We start from the raw sequence: 20358 nt of genomic DNA, 5'->3' as shown, positions 1-20358 counted from the left end.
TTAGTCCATCCTTAAACTAGCCGACGGCGTCTGTTTCAACACCTCTCTGACTGGGATATAGAGTGCCAGTACAACAACGGCAGCTAATCCGATAAAAGTGAAGAAACCAGACTGAACAAACATACTGACGGGTATTTTCCCTTGAAATAGCTGATAACCAACAAAACCACAGGCAGCAAAGATGGCAGTCGCAATGCCAATCCCCAAACCTACATAATGCATATTCTTATTGATCATCAGCCAGACCACACGCCTGTCCGTCGAGCCCAACGCCCTGCGCAGGCCAATTTCATATCTCGCTTGATTTACCTGTGAACGTGCCATGCCGTAAATACCAATCAACGCCATAAACAGTGAGAAGCCACCAATGATCGCGATCCCTCCCATCGACAGACCAAATGTAGCCAACATGGCCCGGCGATTCTGGTAGTGATCAAAAATATTGGTGACGATAAGCTGCTGATCCATCGCTTTCAGGCTACGTTGGATGAATGTCATGGTCTGATTGATATCTTGCGAACGGAAAGATAAATCTAGCCAGGGGATGGAAGTTGACTGCGACAAGGGTAAATAAATTCTATGATCTGTATCTGCTGTTAAGCTGATCAGACTATCCTCAGCAAGACCAATTATCCTGACGTACTCACGTTCCAGAAAACTGTCTTCCTGTTCAAGTGGTCCAATCTCGATCCTATTGCCAATCACGTCTAGCGAGCCAAAGATTTCATTAGCCAGAGACGAGTTGATAATCGCAACCCGCTCGCTATTGAGATGGTCAGACGCTCCAAAATTCTGACCGCGTATAAGCCTGTCCGCGTCGAGAGTGCTGATAAATGTTGTTCGAATACGCTTGTTGATGTCGCGTTGTGATTGATAGATTCTCGTATCAATTTTCTCTGCGCCTCTTAAGATAGGCTCGTCTATCATCGGCGCCATCGCATTCGTTGACAGTCTCTCTCTGAGAGCGATTTGCAGTTCTTGGCTGATCTCTTCTGCACCACTACGCTCAAGTGAAATCGTGTAAAAGCCCTTATCCTTCTCCAGGTCAGTCGATGAGATCACGCTCGTCATTAAATAGACAACAAGGCTACCGACCATGATCAGGAAGCTCACAACGCCCAGCTGAATACCCAGCATGCGCTTAGAGGCCACGGTGTTAATTTTACTGACCGCACCGCGCGTTCCATCTCTCAGAATATCGCTGATATTAAAGTTCGCCGTTTTATTGGCAGGATAAATAACGGCAACCAGAATAATGATCAATGTCAGGCAGCCCGCCAAGATGCTAGTTGCTATATCGAGTTGCCAATGCCACCAATAAGGCAGGCGTGAGCCAATCAGTGCTGTTATCGCACTGCTGAGTCCCTCTAGGGTTAAAGAGGTCAGCAGTAAAGAAACCGAAAGGCCAACAACACACAAGAGTAGTCCGTCACTGGCAAGTTGACCGACAACTCGACTTTTACTGGCTCCAAGTGCCGCCCGGATCGCTGATTCTCGCTGATACTTCAGAGATTGAGCCAATAGCAGATTACTGATATTGATTGCTGCCACCACCACAACAGCGATGACCAATAACAAACTGGCAAGCATAATTTTTATGCCCATGCTGTCTGTGCTCTCTTCGACAAGGCTCAGTGACCGCACCTCAACCGGTGTAACCATCTCGCGTTGAATCTGGCTCACAGAAGCCTTCAATTCGTCTGTCATGCGTTCGGCGATGAGCTGTCTGACATTTTCCTCATGCTCGTCACTCCGGGCACGAAAATACAGTTTAATCTGATTGGACTCGGATAACGAACCCGTATCGGGTTTCCAGAGATGACTGAAAGTCGGAAATCGGTAGCCTTCCGGCATGACACCAACAATGGTTGTTGGGACACCATCTATCGTAACCCGTTTGCCAATCACCTCTTCTCGGCCTGCGTAAAAGTGTTGCCAGACCCAGTGACTAATGACAACAACAGGAGAATTAGAAGGGTCATAATCACTGTCCTTCAAGGCACGGCCAAGTATCGCCTTGACGCCACTGAAAGAGGAGAACTCTTTCGACACCGACATTCCCTGAACTTCTTCTCCAACTGTTCCTGTTGATAACCACACCGATTCAGGGGAAACGTAGGTAAACTCTCCCATTTCATCGAGCACACCGGATTGCTCAAGCCTCTTGATCTCATCATGATGAAATCTCACAAAACGTGGCTCGCCAACCTCTCCCATATATACAGTGTTTCGTATCTGTCGAATGATACGGACCGACTGCTCTCTCTCACTGTCAAGAGGCTTCACCGTGACCGTGTAGACGTAGTTGAACCCAACCATACTCACGGTCAGGCTACCAACAATGATAAACAGCATCAGCAGGGTAAATGAGGGCGCTTTCGCCAGACGTCGAAGGCTGTGTTTCACTTCATGTATTCCACCCATCACAATACCTCCGCCAGCACTTGTTGACGATCGTTCACGATTGCGCCATCACTCAGAGTTAAGGTGCGAGAAGCGTAACGGGTTGAATCTGTATCATGGGTGACCATGCAGATGGTTTTACCGGCAGCGTGAAGACGTTTTAGTAACTCCAGCACCTGCCGGGCATTTTTCGAATCCAAATTACCGGTCGGTTCATCTGCCAGAATGAGATCCGGTTCGTTGATCAATGCCCTTGCCACTGCAGCACGTTGCTGTTGCCCGCCTGAAAGCTGTGCAGGATAGTGATCACAGCGGTTCATCAGATTCACTTCCTCGAGCACCTTTTTACCGCGAGCGAGCATCTCTTCACGCTTTATCCCGTCCTGATAGGTCAGCGGGAGAATCACATTCTCCATTACCGTTAAGTCACTAATCAGATTGAATGCCTGAAAAATAAAACCAAGGTGATTAGCACGGATAAAAGCCCTTTGGTCTGACGAGAGATCTGTTGACGGCCTATCGCTGATCCAATATTCACCGCTGCTGGGAATATCTATTAAACCGAGAATTGATAGTAATGTGGACTTACCGCAGCCCGATGTCCCTGTGATGGCAACAAACTCACCCTCTGCGACAGAGAGATTAATATTGTTCAGTGCCTGTGTGGCAATGTCCTCTGTCTTGAATACTCGACTAATGCCTTTGAGTTCAATGATCTTTTTCATCGTTTCGTCCTTGATATCTGTTTAAGCCCTATTCTTATATGGGCTTAATAGCAAGGCGCATGCCAAGTTTAACATATTGTTTTATATGACTTTAATATCATCATGAATACATAGGGTTTCGATATCGACACACTATTCAAATTCAGTGTATCGATATCGAGACACCAGTAATATAGCCAGAAAAATCAAATCAGATAAATTGCGGCAAAAATCTCGGAATAAAAAAACAAAAGCCTACTTAATAAGCAGGCTTTAATAGAGAAGAGAAACCAACTGTCAGTGATATAGGAGAATCTGCTGGTCTGAGGCATATTCACGGGTATCCGAAATGATAATTTCATCGCCGACAGACAGGCCATCTTTGACTTCAATGTTGTTGATGGATCTCAGGCCAAAACGTACCCGATATTTATTTGCCTTATTGCCACTAATCACAAACACAGTATTCACCTGATTTGGCTGGCTATTGGCAGGGACCTTCACGTACAGGGCATTATTTCGTTCCATCGTTTTGATAATGCCCTGTACATTGAGCTGATTTCTCGCTTCATTTGGAAGCTCTCCAGTGAGCGTTACGTCAACCTTTACCTGTCCGTTTTTCACTATGGGTGACACACGGCTGACCAAACCCGTCATTTCAGTGCTAAAAGTATCGATGATGGTATTCTGACCGACCTTCACAAAAGGAGCTTCAAGCTCAGCAATCTGCAGCCTGGCAATCAACTGATTATGGTCAGCTACATTGGCAATCGCATGATTCGATAATACCTGCATGCCGAGCGTGACGGAGACCTGCTGGATTTGTCCTGTCATTGGCGAACGTATCGTCAGAGCATCAATGTTTGACTCCAGTGTCGAAATATCCAGTTTTAGGCCTGCGAGTTCAGCTAACTGTGCCTTTTTCACTGCTGCCAGTTTTTTGGTGTGTTTTTCAACCCGCGATTCTTGCACCCTGAGCGCATTTCGTGTTTTTGCCAATGCAAGCTGTTCTGAACTGAATTCCAGCTCGGATATATAACCTTTATCAAACAACTTTCTGTAACCTGGCAGCATCTTTTCTTTGCTATTCAGCTCAAGCGCCAAATCACTTTTCTCGGCTTCAAGCTCAACCAGTTTTACATCCATTACCGTTAATTCAGCATCGTGCTCGGAAAGTCGCTGATTTAATAGATTACGCCTCTGCGCCAAACGTTCGCGGGTCACGGTATTCTCAAGTCTGGCGATGACTTGATTCCTTTGAACAATCTGGCCCGGTTTTATCTGAATATCGACAACTTTGCCATCGGTATTCGCTGTGATCAGCTGTTGGTTATCGATCAACAATTTCCCCATACCACTCACCTGAATGTCGAACTTTCCCTGTTCAACAACAGCGCGCCTCAGGTCATTGCTATCTGCAAGTTGGCTGGCGTCACCAAGGTAACTTCTTCCCGCTACGACGCCTGATATGAGAACTGCTAACGCAGCGCCAAATAAAATCAGATGCTTGTATGATTTCCCTTTGGTTTCTAACTTGATATCCATTTCTTTACCCACTTAATATTCGCGATAGTCTGTGAGTTGAAGCAATGACAGTGCCAAAAATAAATGATTGTTATTATTGATTATTTTCAGGGAGCACTGAGGGGTGTAGCGATACCGGAACACACAAAGAGAATAGAGTGTGCCGAAATAGGAACACTGGTCGGGAAACGTGCTTGAGAAATAGCGGCGATAAAGACAGACAACGAGGCGACTACTTGGTCTCCAGTGTCTGTAAGTAGTTTCTCAGATTGACACCTCGGTTGGTGATACCCAATTTGTTACGTAAGCTGTTCCTGTGATTCTCAACTGTTTTTTTAGCAACATTCAACGTATTGGCAATTTCCTGACTCGACATACCACTTCGAATAAATTCAGCCACCTGATATTCCGACGGCGTTAAAACCGACAGCAATTGATTGTTCACATCTGGCTCAGCTAACAGCGATTCCATATTTGCCTGAACAATCTCAAGACACAATTTCAGGCTGGGATCTTCAAGCTCTGCCAGCTTTGATTTCACCTCTGGTAGGTGAACATCTCGAATCTCATGCTTGAGGTCATCAGTCATGTGCGCAGCACCTGCGCTGTTGAGCAAATTGAAAGATGACGATAACTCAGTGATCAATTGATAATCACGCTCTATCGCACTCAATTTACCCGCATCTGATAATTCCTGTTTTGCTTCGACTTGCAAACAAAAAACAGTATCCGAATTGTCGATATCAAAACGCGACATGGCAAAACTCAGGTTGGCAACATTGAATGTGAAATTCAGTGGTTGTTGGGTCATGTGTTGCCGAATGGCGGACAGCTGCTCTGCACCAACCAAAAAGATCAAATCATCTAAGTGGTTAAGGTTTAACGACACAACAGGATAATTAGTGTCTATAACAACCTCGTTGCTATCAAATGCAATGAAGTAAACATCTCTGTCGGACAGCAGTGCGTGGTACATGCTGGTTAAGTGGCTTTTATAATTATTGGTGCCTTCTTCCATTAACGTTTTTACCCTCTCATTTACCCTGCAAGCGTAGGTATTCATGTTAGACAATTCATCATAACACCTATATTTCACCTATATAAGCACTCTGCATATACCATCGACTTAACTGGTCGCTTTCGGGAACCAAAACAGATTGGAATATTAGCTATTCATTGATTTACCAAGATCAATGCGAGTGTTATCACCTTGTTAAATGCTTTCGACGAGATCTTTCGCACATTAAATACTCATGTAATACCTATATTAGTAGCTATGTTAATACTCAACTATTACCTACTAAGGTGTCGGAACGTATGATAGTAGAAAAATTCATCTCAAAAGCAGCGTGGTTTATTGGTGGCATCTTGGTTTTTGCTATGGCTACAACCTTGCCAGCTATGGCTGAAACCCGCGGTCCAAATGGTGAAAAAGCGACCCCTTACACCGATATATCACTGACTGAAAATCAAGTAGCAGCGGTTCGGGCAAAGAACCTGAAAGCTGCAATTCTAATGCATAGCACATCTGACTGGTCTAATGCCTTGATCGAAGGAGCAAAATCTACCTTCTCAGATCTGAATGTTGAGATTGTAGCAGTCACCGATGCAGAGTTTAACGCCAATAAACAAAAAACAGATGTTGAAACAGCCTTGGTGAGGAAGCCAGATATTATTATTTCTCTGGTCGTTGACCCTGTGTCAGGTGCTGCTGCATTCCGCCCAGCTATCGAGCAGGGCAGCAAGCTGGTCTTGATCAGCAATTTACCCTCTGGTTTTGAGCATGGTAAAGACTACGCCGGCATAGTCACGGATGATCTCTATCAAATGGGGAAACTGGCTGCGGATCTCATCGCAGACGCTGTCGATTCCGAGGGTAACATCGGCTTCATTTATCACGAGGCTGATTACTACGTTACCAATCAGCGTGACCAAGCCACATTATCAAGCATTGAACACTTCTATCCCGATATCCATGTGGTCGCAAAACAGGGGATCGCCAACGCCAATGACGGCGAAGTGATTGCCTCCGCAATGATCACCCAAAATCCAAATATCAAGGCGATTTATGCACCGTGGGATAGCATTGCAGAGGGCGTGGTTGCAGCGACACGAGCGGCCGGAAGAAAAGACATCAAAGTCGTTACCATGGATCTTGGCGCAGCCAATGCGCTCGATATGGCAAAGAATCGCAATGTATCAGGCATTGTCACCGACCTCCCTTATGACCTTGGCCAGACACTCGCACGGATGGGCTCGTTAGCAAAGCTGGGCGCATACACGCCTCCGTTTGTCACCGTTGGCGCAAACGCGGTGACACGCGACAACCTGCTTGACTCCTGGCAGCAAGCACTGAGAAGGCCCGCACCAAAGTCCATTCACAGAGCATTGGAAAAGTAACCGCGGGTATAGGTAATCATTGTGTCGGGAGAGAGAACATTGGACGTCGCAATTAAGGCATCAGCGATCAAAAAAAGCTTTGATGGCACCCCTGTACTGAAGGATGTCACATTCACGCTTAAAACAGGCGAAGTGCACGCCTTGCTCGGTCAGAACGGAGCAGGCAAATCCACACTCGTCAAAGTGTTGAACGGATTCCATTCCCGCGATGGCGGAACCGTTGCCGTCTTTGGTGAAAAAGTGGAGTTTTCATCACCTAAAATGGCGCAGGAGAAAGGGATTGCCATGGTCTATCAAGATCTGAGTCTGGTGCCCAGTCTCAGTGTCGCTGATAACATTTTTCTCAATCACCCTACTCAGCGGACATCACTTTTCTCTAATCGATCACGAGAAAAAATGACCATGCCCATTCTGGATTTATTGGGCGTTGATATTCAGCCCAGTGACCGTGTAGAAAACTTAAGTCTTGGCGAGCAACAGCTGATCGAAATTGCAAAGGCACTGGCCGTAGATGCAAAAATTATTGTGTTAGACGAGCCGACTGCATCCCTCTCTAACAGTGAAACCCAGAACTTATTCAATGTGATAGAAAAGCTGAAAAGGCGTGGGATCACCATCATCTATATCACCCACTATCTCGCCGATGTCATGCAGATATGTGATTCCGTGACTGTACTGCGGGACGGTTACACTGTGCTTGAAACTCGACCGTCTGACACATCTATCGCCGCGCTTGTTGAGGCTATGTTAGGCAACAAAACAGCCACCCAGTTTGACTGGCTTTCATCAAGACATTCACAAAAAAATAAAGTGCCCTTGCTCGAATTAAAGTCGGTCAGTAATCACTGTCTGACCGATATTTGCCTTAGTGTGATGCCTGGTCAGGTCGTTGGTCTAGCGGGCTTACTGGGTAGCGGACGCACTGAAATATTAGAGACCATCTATGGCCTTTCACCGCCAACGTCAGGTGAGATTCTGATTGGTGGCAAAAGCGTGCGCATATCATCACCCAAAGAGGCGATTAAAAATGGCATCAATATGGTGCCTGAGGAGAGAAGAACACAGGGTTTAGTGCTCGATTTTTCTGTATCAGACAACCTGCTAATGGCCTCTTTCGACCGAATCGCCAAATCGTCTGTGATCAATCAGGCATCAGGGCAAATCGTTGTTGATAGAGCAATGAAAAGACTGGGGGTCAAAGCAGAAAGCTCAGAGCAAGCTGTCCGGTTTCTATCCGGCGGTAATCAACAAAAGGTGGTGATAGGTAAATGTCTGTCTACTCAGGCCAAAGTCCTGCTGCTCGATGACCCAACATTCGGCATCGATATCAACGCCAAATACGAAATCATGAAAATTGTCGACCAGTATGTTGCTGAGGGATATGGCGTCCTTTTTGTGTCCAGTGAATACGCAGAAATCGGTAACTTTTGTGACGTTATTTATGTAGTCAAAAAAGGACGAATTGCTGAGCGTATCGAAGGCCATCAGATTTCTGAAGACGCGCTGTTAAAAGCAGTTCAATGAAAATAGGGAGTTAGCATGACTGAAAAAGTCCTGTCTTTACACGGACAGCTGAAGCAGGTTCAGTGGCGTGATTACATTATTTACTTTGTATTTATAGGGATCTTCGCGTTCTTCTCTATCATGTTGCATGACAAGGGATTTCTTTCATCGGTGAACCTGATGAATATCGCCCGTCAAACAGCCACGATAGCTATTATGGCTGTAGGGATGACCTTCGTGCTCAGCGCCGCTGAAATAGATCTTTCATTTGGTGCCACTGTCGCGTTGGCTGCCATCGTCTCTGCCCTTACTTTGCAGGAAACAGACAGTATTTTACTCGCCGTGACCGCGGCACTCACTGTCGGAACGATGATCGGCTTTATCAACGGTTTCTTCGTCACACAGATTGGTATTCCCTCGTTTCTGGTCACATTGGGCACAACTGGCATCATCACCGGTATTGCACGCTGGTCGACCTCGCTGCAAACCATCCCTGTCGATAACGATACGTATGCCTTTATCTTCGGCTCCGGAGATATTGGCCCCTTCTCTGTCCTCTTTATATGGACGCTGATTGTGACCGTCATCGGAGCATTTGTCCTCAGAAATACCACCTTTGGCAAACATGTACTGGCCACCGGCGGCAACAAAGTCTCGGCCATGTATTCAGGCATCAACGTCAATCGCATCAAGTTATATGTCCTGATGATCAATGGCTTTCTCGCCGCACTGGCGGGGATCCTTTACTCAGGTCGCCTCTATAGCGCCCGGTACACACTGGGCGAGAGTGATCTCATGTTGGTTATTGCGGCAGTCATTATTGGCGGAACCAGTCTGTTTGGCGGAAAAGGAACCGTTGTTGGTTCAGTGATCGGCGCATTAATTATGGGCATGGTAAACAACGGTTTGGTTCTGATGGGGCTCAATGTTGACCAGCAACTCATATTGCGCGGAATCATCATCATCGTCGCGGTGACCTTCACCATGGGTCAGATAAAACAATTGCGCAAGAAATAAATCCAATAGGAACTTTGGAGAAACAATGAAAAACAATAACGACATCATGAAACAGATCTCGGCATGGAGCCTGAAAGAGAAGATTGGGCAATTATTTATTCTGGCTTTTCCGGGTAAGTCGGCCGAGACAGCACGCACAATGATCGCTGAATACAATCTGGGCGGTTGTTACTTGAGTCAGGACAACGCAGAGACCTTTGCTGAAGCGGAAAATCTCAACAAAGAGTTACAGTCGATCCTCGATGCCCACCAGCGTCTGCCACTGCTACTGGGCGTTGATCAGGAAGGCGCATGGGGCGTACTGGTTGGTGAATCAACAACAGGCCCGGGCAACCTTGCTCTGGGTGTTTCGGATGATGTCAGCGGAACACAGCAAATGTACAAGGTGTTTGGTGACGAAATGCGTGCTGCTGGCTTCAACTGTATTCTCGGGCCTTGCTGCGACGTAAACCTAAACCCAAACTCCCCGATTATCGATACCCGCTCCTTTGGCGACATGCCTGAAAAAGTCAGCGCGCATTCAGCCGCGGCGGTCAACGGACTGAGTGCCGGAAACATTCTTTCATGTGCTAAGCATTTCCCCGGCCACGGCGATACGCAAGGCGATACTCACCGCGATATCCCACGCGTTGACAAAACATATGATGAGCTGAAATCAAACGATCTTGCTCCTTTCCAGTCAGCGATTGATGCAGGTGTTGATTTGATCATGACCAGCCACATACTGTATCCGAGGCTGGATAAAGATAACCCAGCGACATTATCAAACGTCATTCTGCAAGATGTGCTTCGCCGCGATATGGGCTTTGACGGCATCATTATCTCAGACAGCATGAATATGGGCGCGATTCAAAACCACTACGCCCCTGTCGATGCCGCTGTCAAAGCCATGAAAGCGGGTATCACCATGATCATGCTCTCTGAAGAACACTACGATCACTCCGACGCATATCTGGATAAGCAGCTTGCCATGATTCATGGTCTGATTGACGCTGTTGAGAGTGGTGAGCTGGATGAAGCCATCATTGATGACGCTGTGAGACGTGTGGTGCAGTGTAAACTCGACAAGCTTGTACCTCAGTCTTTATTTGGTGATATTGACATTGCTGCAAATCAACGCGTTGCCCAGTCGACGGCGCAACAGGCGGTTACCTGGGTGCGCGGTGGCGTGGCAGATGTTGCTGATAAACCCCTCTACTTGCTCAATGCCACACCCAGCGCGAGTTACCACAATCTTATGAATCCGAGAGGTATCGGCCCTAATCAGGCAGAGCCTGCATTTAGTGCATTCAGACAAGCCATAAAAAATATTCATCCTCACTGCCATGATGTCACCATTCAGGATCTCTCGAATTGTGTTGATGGCTATATTGTTGTCGTCACTGAAAATCACCCGCTCCCGGGTGAAGATTTTGATCAGGTTGAAGCAAAGCTGACAGTAAAAATGTTGAGCTCTGACTTCGCCAACCTTGTCGTGGTTGCACTGCGAAGTCCCTATGACCTTTTGACGTATCCCGACGTGCAACATTACCTATGCGCCCACTCACCGAGACCAGAAAGTGCAGTCGCTGCAGCCAATGTGTTGCTGGGTCGAGCAGAGCCGGGAACGGGTAACGCAGTGATTAACGTGAGCTAAACAAACACCAATATTCAAATAAGAATCACACCTGCTGCCTCACTGGCAGCGGGTAGGCACTTTGCTGTCTTTTTTCAGCAAAGTTATCACTAAAACCTCTACCCTACGAACAAGAGGAAAATATGTTTAACACCAAGAAAACAGCGCTTGGCTTCGTGATCGCCGCCGCGTGTGCAGCCCCTGTTCAGGCTTCAGGCGTGCAGGCATTTCTGGATTCATTGCGCGACTTCGAATCGGGAATCAACCCAGCTCTGGCGGATTTTTACCTCGAAAACCTCGACAATCCTGTTTACACCTATGCCCAGGTAACAGAACCGGGCAGACTGGTTCGCGATTGCTCAACCGGAGAAATGATTTCTGAGCCAACCACAATAAGTGACTTCTTTAAAAAGCTCGGTATCGACGGAATTTATAACCCTGACACCCCCAACGACCCAGCAATGTTCAGAGAGATGCAATATAACTCAATGAATGCATGGGGCTTTATTGGCTATCAACTGGGTGAAGCCCTGCTGATTGATTCCGGTTATTACAGCCCAACCACTGCGGTCGTTGATGGTGTCGAGTATGACAGCTTCTACATGTTTGTTCCTGATTCAACGTGGATTGGCTGCAAAACAGAAGCACTGGCAGAAATTGAGGGTTCAGGCGGCAACAAAGTCTATGTGACTGACAACAACCTCTGGGAAGGCACATTTGTCGGTAAAAATGGCGTTAATTCACTGGCTGACCTCAGGCTACCGGAGAAGCAGGAACTGGTGATTCGTGACGCCATGCACTTTAACTATAAAGTGCTGACCAAGCTGTTGTCTGACGCCAATATGACGTGGGAACAGGCACTGAATAAAAGCTGGCCGGGAGAAGATGACAATGGGCGACCTATTGAGGTTAAAGCCACTATGTCAGGCTTACTCGCCGCAGCACACCTTCGCGGCGCATGGGGAACCGGCGCGCTGCTGACAAAAGACCAAATCACCTGTGATGAGCTTGGCACCTGCATTACCAAGTATGTGTATAAATTTGGCGGCTTTGACACCATTTTCGATGTACCGGGTGACAGCACGACACATGGCTCACCGTATCCAGAAGTTCTCACCGCAGGCTGGGGTAATGACACCGTCATCACTGGCGGCGGCAGCGATAAGTTAATGCTGAATGAGCAACAGGGCTCAACCACCACCGTCGTCGACTTTACTGTCGGTGATGACCTTGTCGTACTGAGTGGCTGGAATGCGGCTGACCCTCTCGCTAACCTTGTTGTTGCCGAGACAGGTGAAGGTGCGGAGCTTCAATTTGCTGGGCAGCGTGTAGTATTGAACGGTGTATCTGCATCTTCGGTTCAGGCAAACCCCGCCGACGTTATCGTGAAATCAAACATATACCCGCTGGCATGGCGTGGTAAGTCAGTGGTTGATAACTTTGATCCAAACATAGATAAGATCGAAGGCACCTCAGGTATTGGCTTCAAACACCTTAAAGCCTACCAGACTGAAAACTCAGTGATCATCGGTCCCCAGGCGCAGGACGGCGGCATTTATGCTTACTACGAACTGACTGGGCTGACACTGGCAGACTTGCGCCCAGATATGTTTGTTAACGTCACGGGCAGCTTTGATCGACTCGGCTTTATCGTTCCTTTGAACCACATCAACTGGGGATGGAACATGGAACTGGTTGTTGGCTCTTTTGATGTCAGCAAAACAGTGCTAACCGTACCCAGCAATAACCCAGTACCGTTTGCCAGCCTGCAACTTGTCCAGCAGGGCGCAGATACAGTGATCAGTCTTGTTGAACCGTATGCAAAGGGCGATAAGAAGAAAATTATCCTGAAAAATACAGAAGTTGGCTCACTGTCTGCAAATAATTTTGCCGGTTTCACTGGCGACTTTTCAGAAGTCACCGTCGACAATCCTGTCTTCTTTGACATCACTGTCACCGTTGATGGGCTGGGTGGTTCAGTATCACCAACTCCTGATGCAAATGGAGTGATCAAAGGCAAAGGTGGTACAGACTTTACCATCAACTTCACGGCTGATCAGGGTTATGCGGTCAAGGCCGTCATTGTTGATGGCCAAGTCCAACCAGCCTCAGGCTCCTATACCTTCACCGCACTCAGCGGCGCACATACGGTAAGTGTGTCGTTTGAAAAGAGTGATAATCCAACCCCAAGCTGTCCTGCAAACTGGGATCCAGATACTGTTTACACAGGCGGCGAGGAAGTGCTTTATCAACAAAATATTTATAGAGCGCAGTGGTGGAATAAAAATGTCACACCGGGTGGTCAATGGGGACCGTGGGATCTAATCGGCCCATGTGAGTAATCGTTTCTTCTCTGTAAAATTTCATCACTACGTGATGCTTTGGCAGTCGGGAGGCTGCCATTTTTTTGCTTTAAGCAATATTCACGGTGTCAGCAATCATGACATCCTGCGTGTAGTCTTTTAGAGACGCTGCCAACCCGATATGTTTGATTGGGCTAGACAGTAAAAAGCAGGCTAATCGGCAGCGTTAAAACGCGTGATATCCGCGGGAAAGGCCGCCAAACTGCTGCCACAGATCATCATCGGTTATCCGCGCAGCCAGCAATCTTGCAGACCCGGCGGCAAGCGTCCATCCATACATTCCATGTCCCGCATTGACGTAAAGATTTTCATAGCCCACCCGATCAATGATTGGCAAGCTTGTTGGCGTACAGGGCCGGCTGCCCTGCCACCTATCCAGAATGTGATCGTAATCTGCTGCGTCCGGGAAGAGAGCCCGCCCAAGCGCCAGTAACTCTGCCAATCGACCTTCAGTATGTTGAGCTGAGCCGGAGACTATATCTGCAAACCCAGCGAGACGAACCCGGTCACCGATTTTGCCAATAACAACTTTATTGGCCAGGTCAGTCACACTGCAATTGGGTGAAAAATTATTGGCGGGAAAAGTCAGACTATAGCCATTAACAGGGTAAATCGGTAAAGATATGGCAAGCGAGCGGAGTATGTGTTGCGCCCCACAGCCAGCAGCGACGATCACCTTGTCAGTATCAAACACCCCCTGATGAGTCACAATATGGGTAACGCGCCCGTGTACTGCCACGAGCCGAGAGACTGCACAGTTAAATTTAATGTCAAACCCTTTCATGTCTTGCAATACAGCGAGTAACGACTGACAGAAACGTGCCGCATCCCCAATATGGTCAATGCCTGAGTACAGACCCCCTGCAAGACTCGACGAGATATTTCTCAACGCGGGCTCTTTTTTCACACATTCATCGACTGAAAGAATCTGCTGCCTGAATCCCCATTCAGCTTTTCGTTCAACCCCCTGTTTGGCCCGCTCATAGTCGTCCTTGTTTCGGTAAACAACCAGTTTTCCACACTCACGAAAGTTAAATTCCAGATTGTTCTCTCGCCTCAGCTTCTCCATTTTTTCACTTGAAAATAACGCGAGACGATAAAGATGTTCACTGTTTTTCCGTTCTCTGAATGCCAGACCATTGAACAGAAATTTTGCACTCCAGCGGGTAAGCATGATTGATGGCTGGCATTTCACCGTTAACGCAGGGTCTTTTCCCGCCAGAATAACCGGGAGTTTTCTGAGTATTAAAGGAGAGGACATGGCGTCGACGAAGCTATAACTCAATTGGGCACCATTAGCATGACTGGCGCCTAATGCCACATCCGGCTCTTTCTCCAGGAGCGTGACCGCAAAGCCCTGTTTCAGCATCTCGTAGGCTGAGGTTAAGCCCACCACTCCACCTCCGATAATGGTGGCATGATCTGAGTATTTCATAGCGACCTCTCTTATCAATGCTGTCGGAAAATGCTTGTTCTAACGGCAGACACCTCCATCAATATAAGACGTAAACGTCAGCAGCAAAAGGGCGTGTTCAGGACAGATACAACACCCTTTGAAGATGAGAATCCACGACTTAATTGCCATATACCTCAGATTTAGCACCTTATTTTCGCCGGTTTTCGAAAATCGTCATAACTGGGTGTAGAATGACCCCCAACGGCTATAACGATGGCGGCATGGAGGCTGTATCAATATTTTTTCGGTGTTGTGGATGATTGGTGCGCTGGCTTCTTTTTGCCTTATGGCCATCGGAGGACGGGAGTTAAGCGAGCATCTCGACACCTTTCAGATACTTTTTTACCGCAGCGTCATTGGCCTTATTATGGTAGTGGCCGTCATCGCTTCCACCAGACAAACCCATTTGTTTACGACTCAGCGTCTCCACCTGCATACCTTTCGCAATCTTTTTCATTTTGGTGGTCAGTTTGGCTGGTTTAAGGGGATCGCATTATTACCGCTGGCGGAGGTTTTCGCTTTGGAGTTTACCGTACCATTATGGACAGCACTGATTGCCTGTACTTTTCTTAACGAAAGCCTGACCCGCGAAAAACTGATATCTATTTCACTCGGGCTTGCTGGGGTATTGATTATTGTTCAACCCGGTATCGCCATCATCAACTCAGCCTCTGTTATCGTGCTGGTCGCCGCCATCTGTTACGCCATCGCCCACTCATCAACCAAAGCACTGTCCAATACAGAACACCCGTTGACCATTTTATTCATGATGTGTCTCATTCAGCTACCGATCGGGCTACTTTTATCACTCCACGATTTTCAGCAGCCGCACGGTGTTGACTGGTTATGGTTAGGTATTGTTGGTTTCACGGCGCTCTCTGCCCACTATTGTCTGACAAAAGCGATGACTTATACCGAAGTGACTTTAGTCGTGACGATGGATTTTCTGCGTTTACCCCTAATTGCTGTGGTGGGTGTACTCCTATATGGAGAAAAGTTTGAGATCGCCTTGCTGGTTGGCGCTTTATTAATGCTGATTGGAAATTTGCTCAATATCTATGGCAATCAAACGCGCGCAGCAGACATACCAACGACGAAAAAATGATTCGATTGCACTAAAGAGCGGCATGAGAAAGCCACTTGAATAGACCTGACAACAAAATAATTCAACGTAAGGCGTGTTCAAATGAAAGCAGATATTCAGGAAAAAATAGATCGCTACCCAGAACATATTAAGCCACTGATCCTTGAGTTAAGAGACCTCATCTACGAGGTTGCAAAAGCCACTGATGCTGGTGAAGTTGAAGAATCCATAAAGTGGGGTGAACTCAGTTACAAAGTAAAAAGTGGTAGCCCGCTTCGAATTGACTGGAAAGAAAAATACCCGGCACAGTGTTTTATTTTTTTTCATTGTAGAACCAAGTTGATTGATGCATTCCGTGAGCTATACGACGACAGACTTTCTTTTGAAGGAAGCCGGGCGATCGTCTTACAGACCAACGAACCAGTGCCGCTAAACGTCATTCAGCATTGCATTGAGATAGCCATGACCTATAAACGTTGCAAGCACTTACCCTTGCTGGGTGCCTGATACAAAGCCATTACGTGTTAAGGCGGGAGCCTACACCACAAACAATCACAGTATATCTACCTTGCTTCAAGCATCGCTGTACTTATCTCAGCTGTGCTCCAAGCCTACTATTCGAACAAGATGCGCTGAGTAAAAATAGGTCAGCAAGCTTTAACACTCAACGTAAACAGTTCCTCTGTTAACAACAAAGGGACTTACACCATCAATTCTATCCACTCTTTTGTTTAAGATGGTATTTTCTAAGTTCCAGACATAATATATTCACCTCTTACCATCTACTCCTTCGCATAAAAGTATGCGGAATGTGATGTTATAAAAAACTAACTGACATTGAATTATTCATAACAGTATGCATTTTATCTTTAAAGTGCTGTTTTAAAAAATTATTAAGTATATTGCTAAAATATACTTAATAACTTATGCGGCAGCAGGAATAACTAAAGTCACGTGATATTGACTGATTAATGGAAAGGATCGGAACATTCAATATCTATTTGTAGACCTGCTCCTGCGGCAAAGCATAAAATATGTACAGAAATGATAATCAATATGGTGAAAAACCTCAGGGGTCACCTGAGGTTTTTACTTTTTTACAGTTTTATTTAATTTTTATAATTTGGAAGATCCCTTTGCCACGCTAATTGCCCCTCTCTGGTATAAGCATACCAATGCCATGATCCAGTTGTACTTCCTGGCATAGCAACAGCATACCCATCTTGAAACGCAAAATACTCACCCTTAAGGTAGTTTTGCGCAGACGACCAACCTGGCCCCCAATCACCCCAGTCATTGTAATAATTGAAGTTATCGACATTCTTACGGAAAGCATCCAATGAATGTATCCCAGCATACTTCTCTACACCATTAATTGAGGTAAAGTGTTGTTGGGCCCATCGTAGTGGTTCGCCATCTTCTATCTGCTGTTGACTCCATTGCTGATGTGGTGTGGTTGGAGAAAAGTTTGGCGAATTTTGAATTTGTTTGGCACGTGCTTGTCCGCTGTCGTAGGACCAAAGTGTTTGGCCGGTGTCGCCATCGATAAGCTCTAATCGACCGTAATTATCATAGCCCGGAGCATTCGACGGACCGCCAGTTAATATGGAGCCATCGCTATATCGGATAGCTTGTTTTCGTGCACCGAGTTTCTGACCGAGGTTTGCAAGCGCCGACCAGGAACTTTTTTCATAGCGTTCTGCAAAGTCAGGATAGTCTGGCTTGAGTCCATCTAATTTTCTTCCATCAGGCAAATCAACGGGTTTTCCGTCCACAGAAGTCGGTACATTTATGCGGTCATGACTAAACCAGTTTATGTTAAGTCTTGGGTAAATCGCGGCAAACTCTTTTGCTACAGCATTGTTATTTGTATCGGGACTCGGTATTTGCGATTCTGGGCCAACAGATCCAGAGTCAACAGGTGTGGGAGGCCTCGGAACTTGCGATGCTGGATCTTGAGGTGTCTGAGGTCTGCTGCCCTCGGCAGGGGTTGGCGGCTGAATTGCACCGGGGACTGGTGCACCAATAGGCTCCTCTATAGGGTCATCATCGATATATGGTATTTGATCGGCGCCCTGCGGTACATATGGTATTTGTGGTATTTGATCTTCATCCAGTGGTACATATGGTCTATCCTCACTTGACCCTAATATACTTAACTCAATATTGTTTGAGCCAGCTTCAATGTCAATATCAGAAGATGTCACTCCCTGAGAGCGGATCTGATCTCTTATTGTGTTAATTGCATTTCTTACAGGCGCGGGGTTAGCATTGAAATCCGCCCCTCCGAATGTTACATGCCCCCAAGCATGGGACGAATCCGCAGAACCACTAGCAAAGTTATAAATAGTGTCCCCTGTCCCATAAAGTTGTTGACCTACTCTGTAACCAGTCGCAGCTGCTGCCGCAATACCGGCTAAAGCCCGACCAGTACTGTCTCCTTGGGAATAGGCGGACATGGCTTTTGCAGCAGCGACTACTGCAAAGCCCCCCGCTCCGGCCAACGTCTCATAGCCATTTGCTACGGCACGTTTATTCACGTCTTCCCAATCTAAGCCATTGTATTCAGAATCAAATTTATCTTTGTTCACCATTCCAAACTCAAGACCAACGGTGCCTTGGTGAGTAGGAGCACCAGGGAATGCCTTAAATGTTGCCTCCACAGGCCGTAAAATTGTTTCATCATAAACGGAGCCACCATCCATTTTAGGCTCGCCATTTTGCCAATTGAAGTCCCACTGTATTCCTCTGTTGGTGATTAATTGCCCCCCAGCCCCCAGAGACGGAGCTATTATTCCTTGAGTTAATGCATTGACCGCATCTGAACTTAACCGAGAATTGCCGTAGTCCCAGCTGACTTCAGTGTGTTGCGCAACTTGAAATCCAAAACCTCCAGTTTCAGGGTTCAAATATGCAAGCAATTGTACTGACGGTCCTTTCCCTCCTACACCGCTAATCACACTGTTACCTGTACCATAACTGCTTTGAGTGCCGTATTGTGCAATAGCAAGAAGAGTCGGATTTCCACTTAACCATTCCGTTTTCAGAGGAACGGCCTCTCCCTCTTTCGTGTTTTTTACTAAATTCCTCAAAAATTCCTTATTGTTTGATGCATAATCTTTAAAGGCATTTCCTAATTTCTCTACATTTTCTTCTGTGATTAAACTTCCCTTACTGGCGAGTTCATTTGCTTTTTTCATCACACCTAAAAACGTTGAGGTTGCGGCTTTTTCATCACTTTTTTGCTGAGCCGCACTGGGGTTATATTCCGCTACTGTGCTGTTCCCAGTAGTAGTTTGATTGTCCGCAGATCGTTTTGCCTGACTCTTCCCGCTATTGCCGAAAATCGGCACCGGATTTCCTTTACCATCGACATTGGTGCTTTGTACATAGTCACCCAAACTCAAGTTTGGGTTAGACTTTTTGGCATTCTCGTAATTCTCTCTCAAATATTTCTCTTCTTGTTTTGTATAGTGTTTACTTACGTACTCGTTCACCTCTTGCTGGGAAGGCTGTGTTGATAAAGACTTACCTTGTCTGGGTAACTGCGACTGTTCTCTTTGCGATTTGTCATTCGGCAATGATGTAGCGGGGGGAGTTGACTGTTCTGTTGGTTTCTTTGCCTCTGAATTACTGTCTTTATTTACCTGAGCCTGAGCCCTGCGCTGTACTTCGTCACCACTCAGTCTTGCACCTTCATTCGTTCTCGGTTTGCCACGTTTATCTTTAACCTGATCACGAGCTTGTTGATCTCTATCTTCTTGGTTTTCATCTTTTACGTTTTTATCATCATTAGTAATGTTGTTTGCGGCATCCAGACGTTTAGATGATATCGCTGTTAAATCGGACATAATACTCTCTCACAGTTATAACCACCCTAAATTTTTTAGGGTGGTTGAGTTTTTAATGACAGTGATAAAGCTGACGTTGTTTTTTAAATTTCAATAAATTGTGTTTTTCAAAGAGACATAAATAATCATTAAAAGGTACCAAAAGGCATCAAGTAAAATTTATTTAATAAATAGCCCTCTCTACTTCAACCAATAAAATTGATAAAAAAAATATATCTCTTTTTTCTTATTACAGCTTCGATGGTGCCGTCCGGATAAAAAACATAGAAGTCGATTATTGTTTTTCTTTAAAATCTAATATGAAAAAAAACATATTCACTAATTTGTTTTATTATTTTTATTACTTTGTGATTCAACTCAAGTAAATTATTGAAAACATTTTCATAGTTTTATTGATTAAAAAAATTGATATTTAAATAAAGTAATAAAATACCATTT

At 46.1% G+C, this 20358-nt stretch carries 13 protein-coding genes; 7 read left to right on the top strand and 6 right to left on the bottom strand.

Annotated features, from left to right (window positions below; genetic code table 11):
- From A8L45_RS05115 to A8L45_RS05100, 4 genes are all read right to left on the bottom strand, one after another.
- Complete coding sequence (locus tag A8L45_RS05115) at positions 1 to 2424, bottom strand: ABC transporter permease (RefSeq protein ID WP_068899915.1); 2424 nt, start codon at positions 2422 to 2424, stop codon at positions 1 to 3.
- The gene (locus tag A8L45_RS05110; RefSeq protein WP_068899913.1) at positions 2424 to 3128 is read right to left on the bottom strand and encodes an ABC transporter ATP-binding protein; all 705 of its coding nucleotides are present in this window, start codon (positions 3126 to 3128) and stop codon (positions 2424 to 2426) included. The genes A8L45_RS05115 and A8L45_RS05110 overlap by 1 nt, the downstream gene beginning before the upstream one ends.
- Before the next feature lie 276 nt (positions 3129 to 3404).
- Positions 3405 to 4652 (bottom strand): efflux RND transporter periplasmic adaptor subunit, encoded by a 1248-nt coding sequence (locus tag A8L45_RS05105; RefSeq protein WP_068899911.1) that lies wholly within the window; start codon positions 4650 to 4652, stop codon positions 3405 to 3407.
- A gap of 211 nt (positions 4653 to 4863) precedes the next feature.
- A complete protein-coding gene (locus A8L45_RS05100; protein ID WP_068900092.1) occupies positions 4864 to 5607 on the bottom strand; it encodes a helix-turn-helix transcriptional regulator in 744 nt (247 codons plus the stop codon).
- Between the two features lie 404 nt (positions 5608 to 6011).
- Between A8L45_RS05100 and A8L45_RS05095 the strand changes: the two genes are divergently transcribed.
- The 5 genes from A8L45_RS05095 to A8L45_RS05075 all read left to right on the top strand — a co-directional run bounded on the left by A8L45_RS05095 (position 6012) and on the right by A8L45_RS05075 (position 13508).
- The gene (locus A8L45_RS05095) at positions 6012 to 7031 is read left to right on the top strand and encodes a substrate-binding domain-containing protein (protein ID WP_139122310.1); all 1020 of its coding nucleotides are present in this window, start codon (positions 6012 to 6014) and stop codon (positions 7029 to 7031) included.
- A 39-nt stretch (positions 7032 to 7070) separates the two neighbouring features.
- A complete protein-coding gene (locus A8L45_RS05090) occupies positions 7071 to 8555 on the top strand; it encodes a sugar ABC transporter ATP-binding protein (RefSeq protein WP_068899907.1) in 1485 nt (494 codons plus the stop codon).
- 15 nt (positions 8556 to 8570) lie between these two features.
- Positions 8571 to 9551 (top strand): ABC transporter permease, encoded by a 981-nt coding sequence (locus A8L45_RS05085; protein ID WP_068899905.1) that lies wholly within the window; start codon positions 8571 to 8573, stop codon positions 9549 to 9551.
- A gap of 25 nt (positions 9552 to 9576) precedes the next feature.
- On the top strand, positions 9577 to 11187 hold the full coding sequence (locus A8L45_RS05080; RefSeq protein ID WP_068899903.1) for a glycoside hydrolase family 3 protein: 1611 nt from the start codon (positions 9577 to 9579) through the stop codon (positions 11185 to 11187).
- Positions 11188 to 11309: 122 nt separating this feature from the next.
- Positions 11310 to 13508 carry a carbohydrate-binding protein gene (locus A8L45_RS05075; RefSeq protein ID WP_068899901.1) on the top strand — a complete coding sequence of 733 codons (2199 nt, stop codon included), beginning with the start codon at positions 11310 to 11312 and terminating at the stop codon, positions 13506 to 13508.
- Between the two features lie 187 nt (positions 13509 to 13695).
- Here the strand turns inward: A8L45_RS05075 and A8L45_RS05070 are convergent, their stop codons facing one another.
- Positions 13696 to 14964 (bottom strand): FAD-dependent oxidoreductase, encoded by a 1269-nt coding sequence (locus A8L45_RS05070; RefSeq protein WP_068899899.1) that lies wholly within the window; start codon positions 14962 to 14964, stop codon positions 13696 to 13698.
- Between the two features lie 259 nt (positions 14965 to 15223).
- On the opposite strand from A8L45_RS05070, the gene A8L45_RS05065 reads away from it, so the two are divergent.
- Together A8L45_RS05065 and A8L45_RS05060 are read left to right on the top strand one after the other, a co-directional pair.
- Positions 15224 to 16090: a DMT family transporter gene (locus A8L45_RS05065; RefSeq protein ID WP_349266990.1), complete on the top strand. Its 867-nt coding sequence runs from the start codon at positions 15224 to 15226 to the stop codon at positions 16088 to 16090.
- Positions 16091 to 16171: 81 nt separating this feature from the next.
- Positions 16172 to 16576, top strand: coding sequence for a DUF1801 domain-containing protein (locus A8L45_RS05060; RefSeq protein WP_068899895.1), 405 nt, complete (start codon positions 16172 to 16174; stop codon positions 16574 to 16576).
- A 602-nt stretch (positions 16577 to 17178) separates the two neighbouring features.
- Here A8L45_RS05060 and A8L45_RS05055 read toward each other — a convergent pair.
- A complete protein-coding gene (locus A8L45_RS05055; protein ID WP_068899893.1) occupies positions 17179 to 19920 on the bottom strand; it encodes a hypothetical protein in 2742 nt (913 codons plus the stop codon).
- Positions 19921 to 20358 lie beyond the last annotated feature (438 nt).

The organism is Veronia pacifica (assembly GCF_001707825.1).
GTDB lineage: Bacteria > Pseudomonadota > Gammaproteobacteria > Enterobacterales > Vibrionaceae > Veronia > Veronia pacifica.
This window is presented reverse-complemented; position numbering and strand designations above follow the sequence as displayed.

Excerpts from the sequence above, each read along its gene's own strand:
- A8L45_RS05070 (WP_068899899.1), bottom strand. The coding sequence starts at position 14,964 with ATGAAATACTCAGATCATGCCACCATTATCGGAGGTGGAGTGGTGGGC.
- A8L45_RS05110 (WP_068899913.1), bottom strand. The coding sequence starts at position 3,128 with ATGAAAAAGATCATTGAACTCAAAGGCATTAGTCGAGTATTCAAGACA.
- A8L45_RS05095 (WP_139122310.1), top strand. The coding sequence starts at position 6,012 with ATGGCTACAACCTTGCCAGCTATGGCTGAAACCCGCGGTCCAAATGGT.
- A8L45_RS05100 (WP_068900092.1), bottom strand. The coding sequence starts at position 5,607 with ATGTACCACGCACTGCTGTCCGACAGAGATGTTTACTTCATTGCATTT.
- A8L45_RS05080 (WP_068899903.1), top strand. The coding sequence starts at position 9,577 with ATGAAAAACAATAACGACATCATGAAACAGATCTCGGCATGGAGCCTG.
- A8L45_RS05055 (WP_068899893.1), bottom strand. The coding sequence starts at position 19,920 with ATGTCCGATTTAACAGCGATATCATCTAAACGTCTGGATGCCGCAAAC.
- A8L45_RS05115 (WP_068899915.1), bottom strand. The coding sequence starts at position 2,424 with ATGGGTGGAATACATGAAGTGAAACACAGCCTTCGACGTCTGGCGAAA.
- A8L45_RS05060 (WP_068899895.1), top strand. The coding sequence starts at position 16,172 with ATGAAAGCAGATATTCAGGAAAAAATAGATCGCTACCCAGAACATATT.
- A8L45_RS05075 (WP_068899901.1), top strand. The coding sequence starts at position 11,310 with ATGTTTAACACCAAGAAAACAGCGCTTGGCTTCGTGATCGCCGCCGCG.
- A8L45_RS05105 (WP_068899911.1), bottom strand. The coding sequence starts at position 4,652 with ATGGATATCAAGTTAGAAACCAAAGGGAAATCATACAAGCATCTGATT.
- A8L45_RS05085 (WP_068899905.1), top strand. The coding sequence starts at position 8,571 with ATGACTGAAAAAGTCCTGTCTTTACACGGACAGCTGAAGCAGGTTCAG.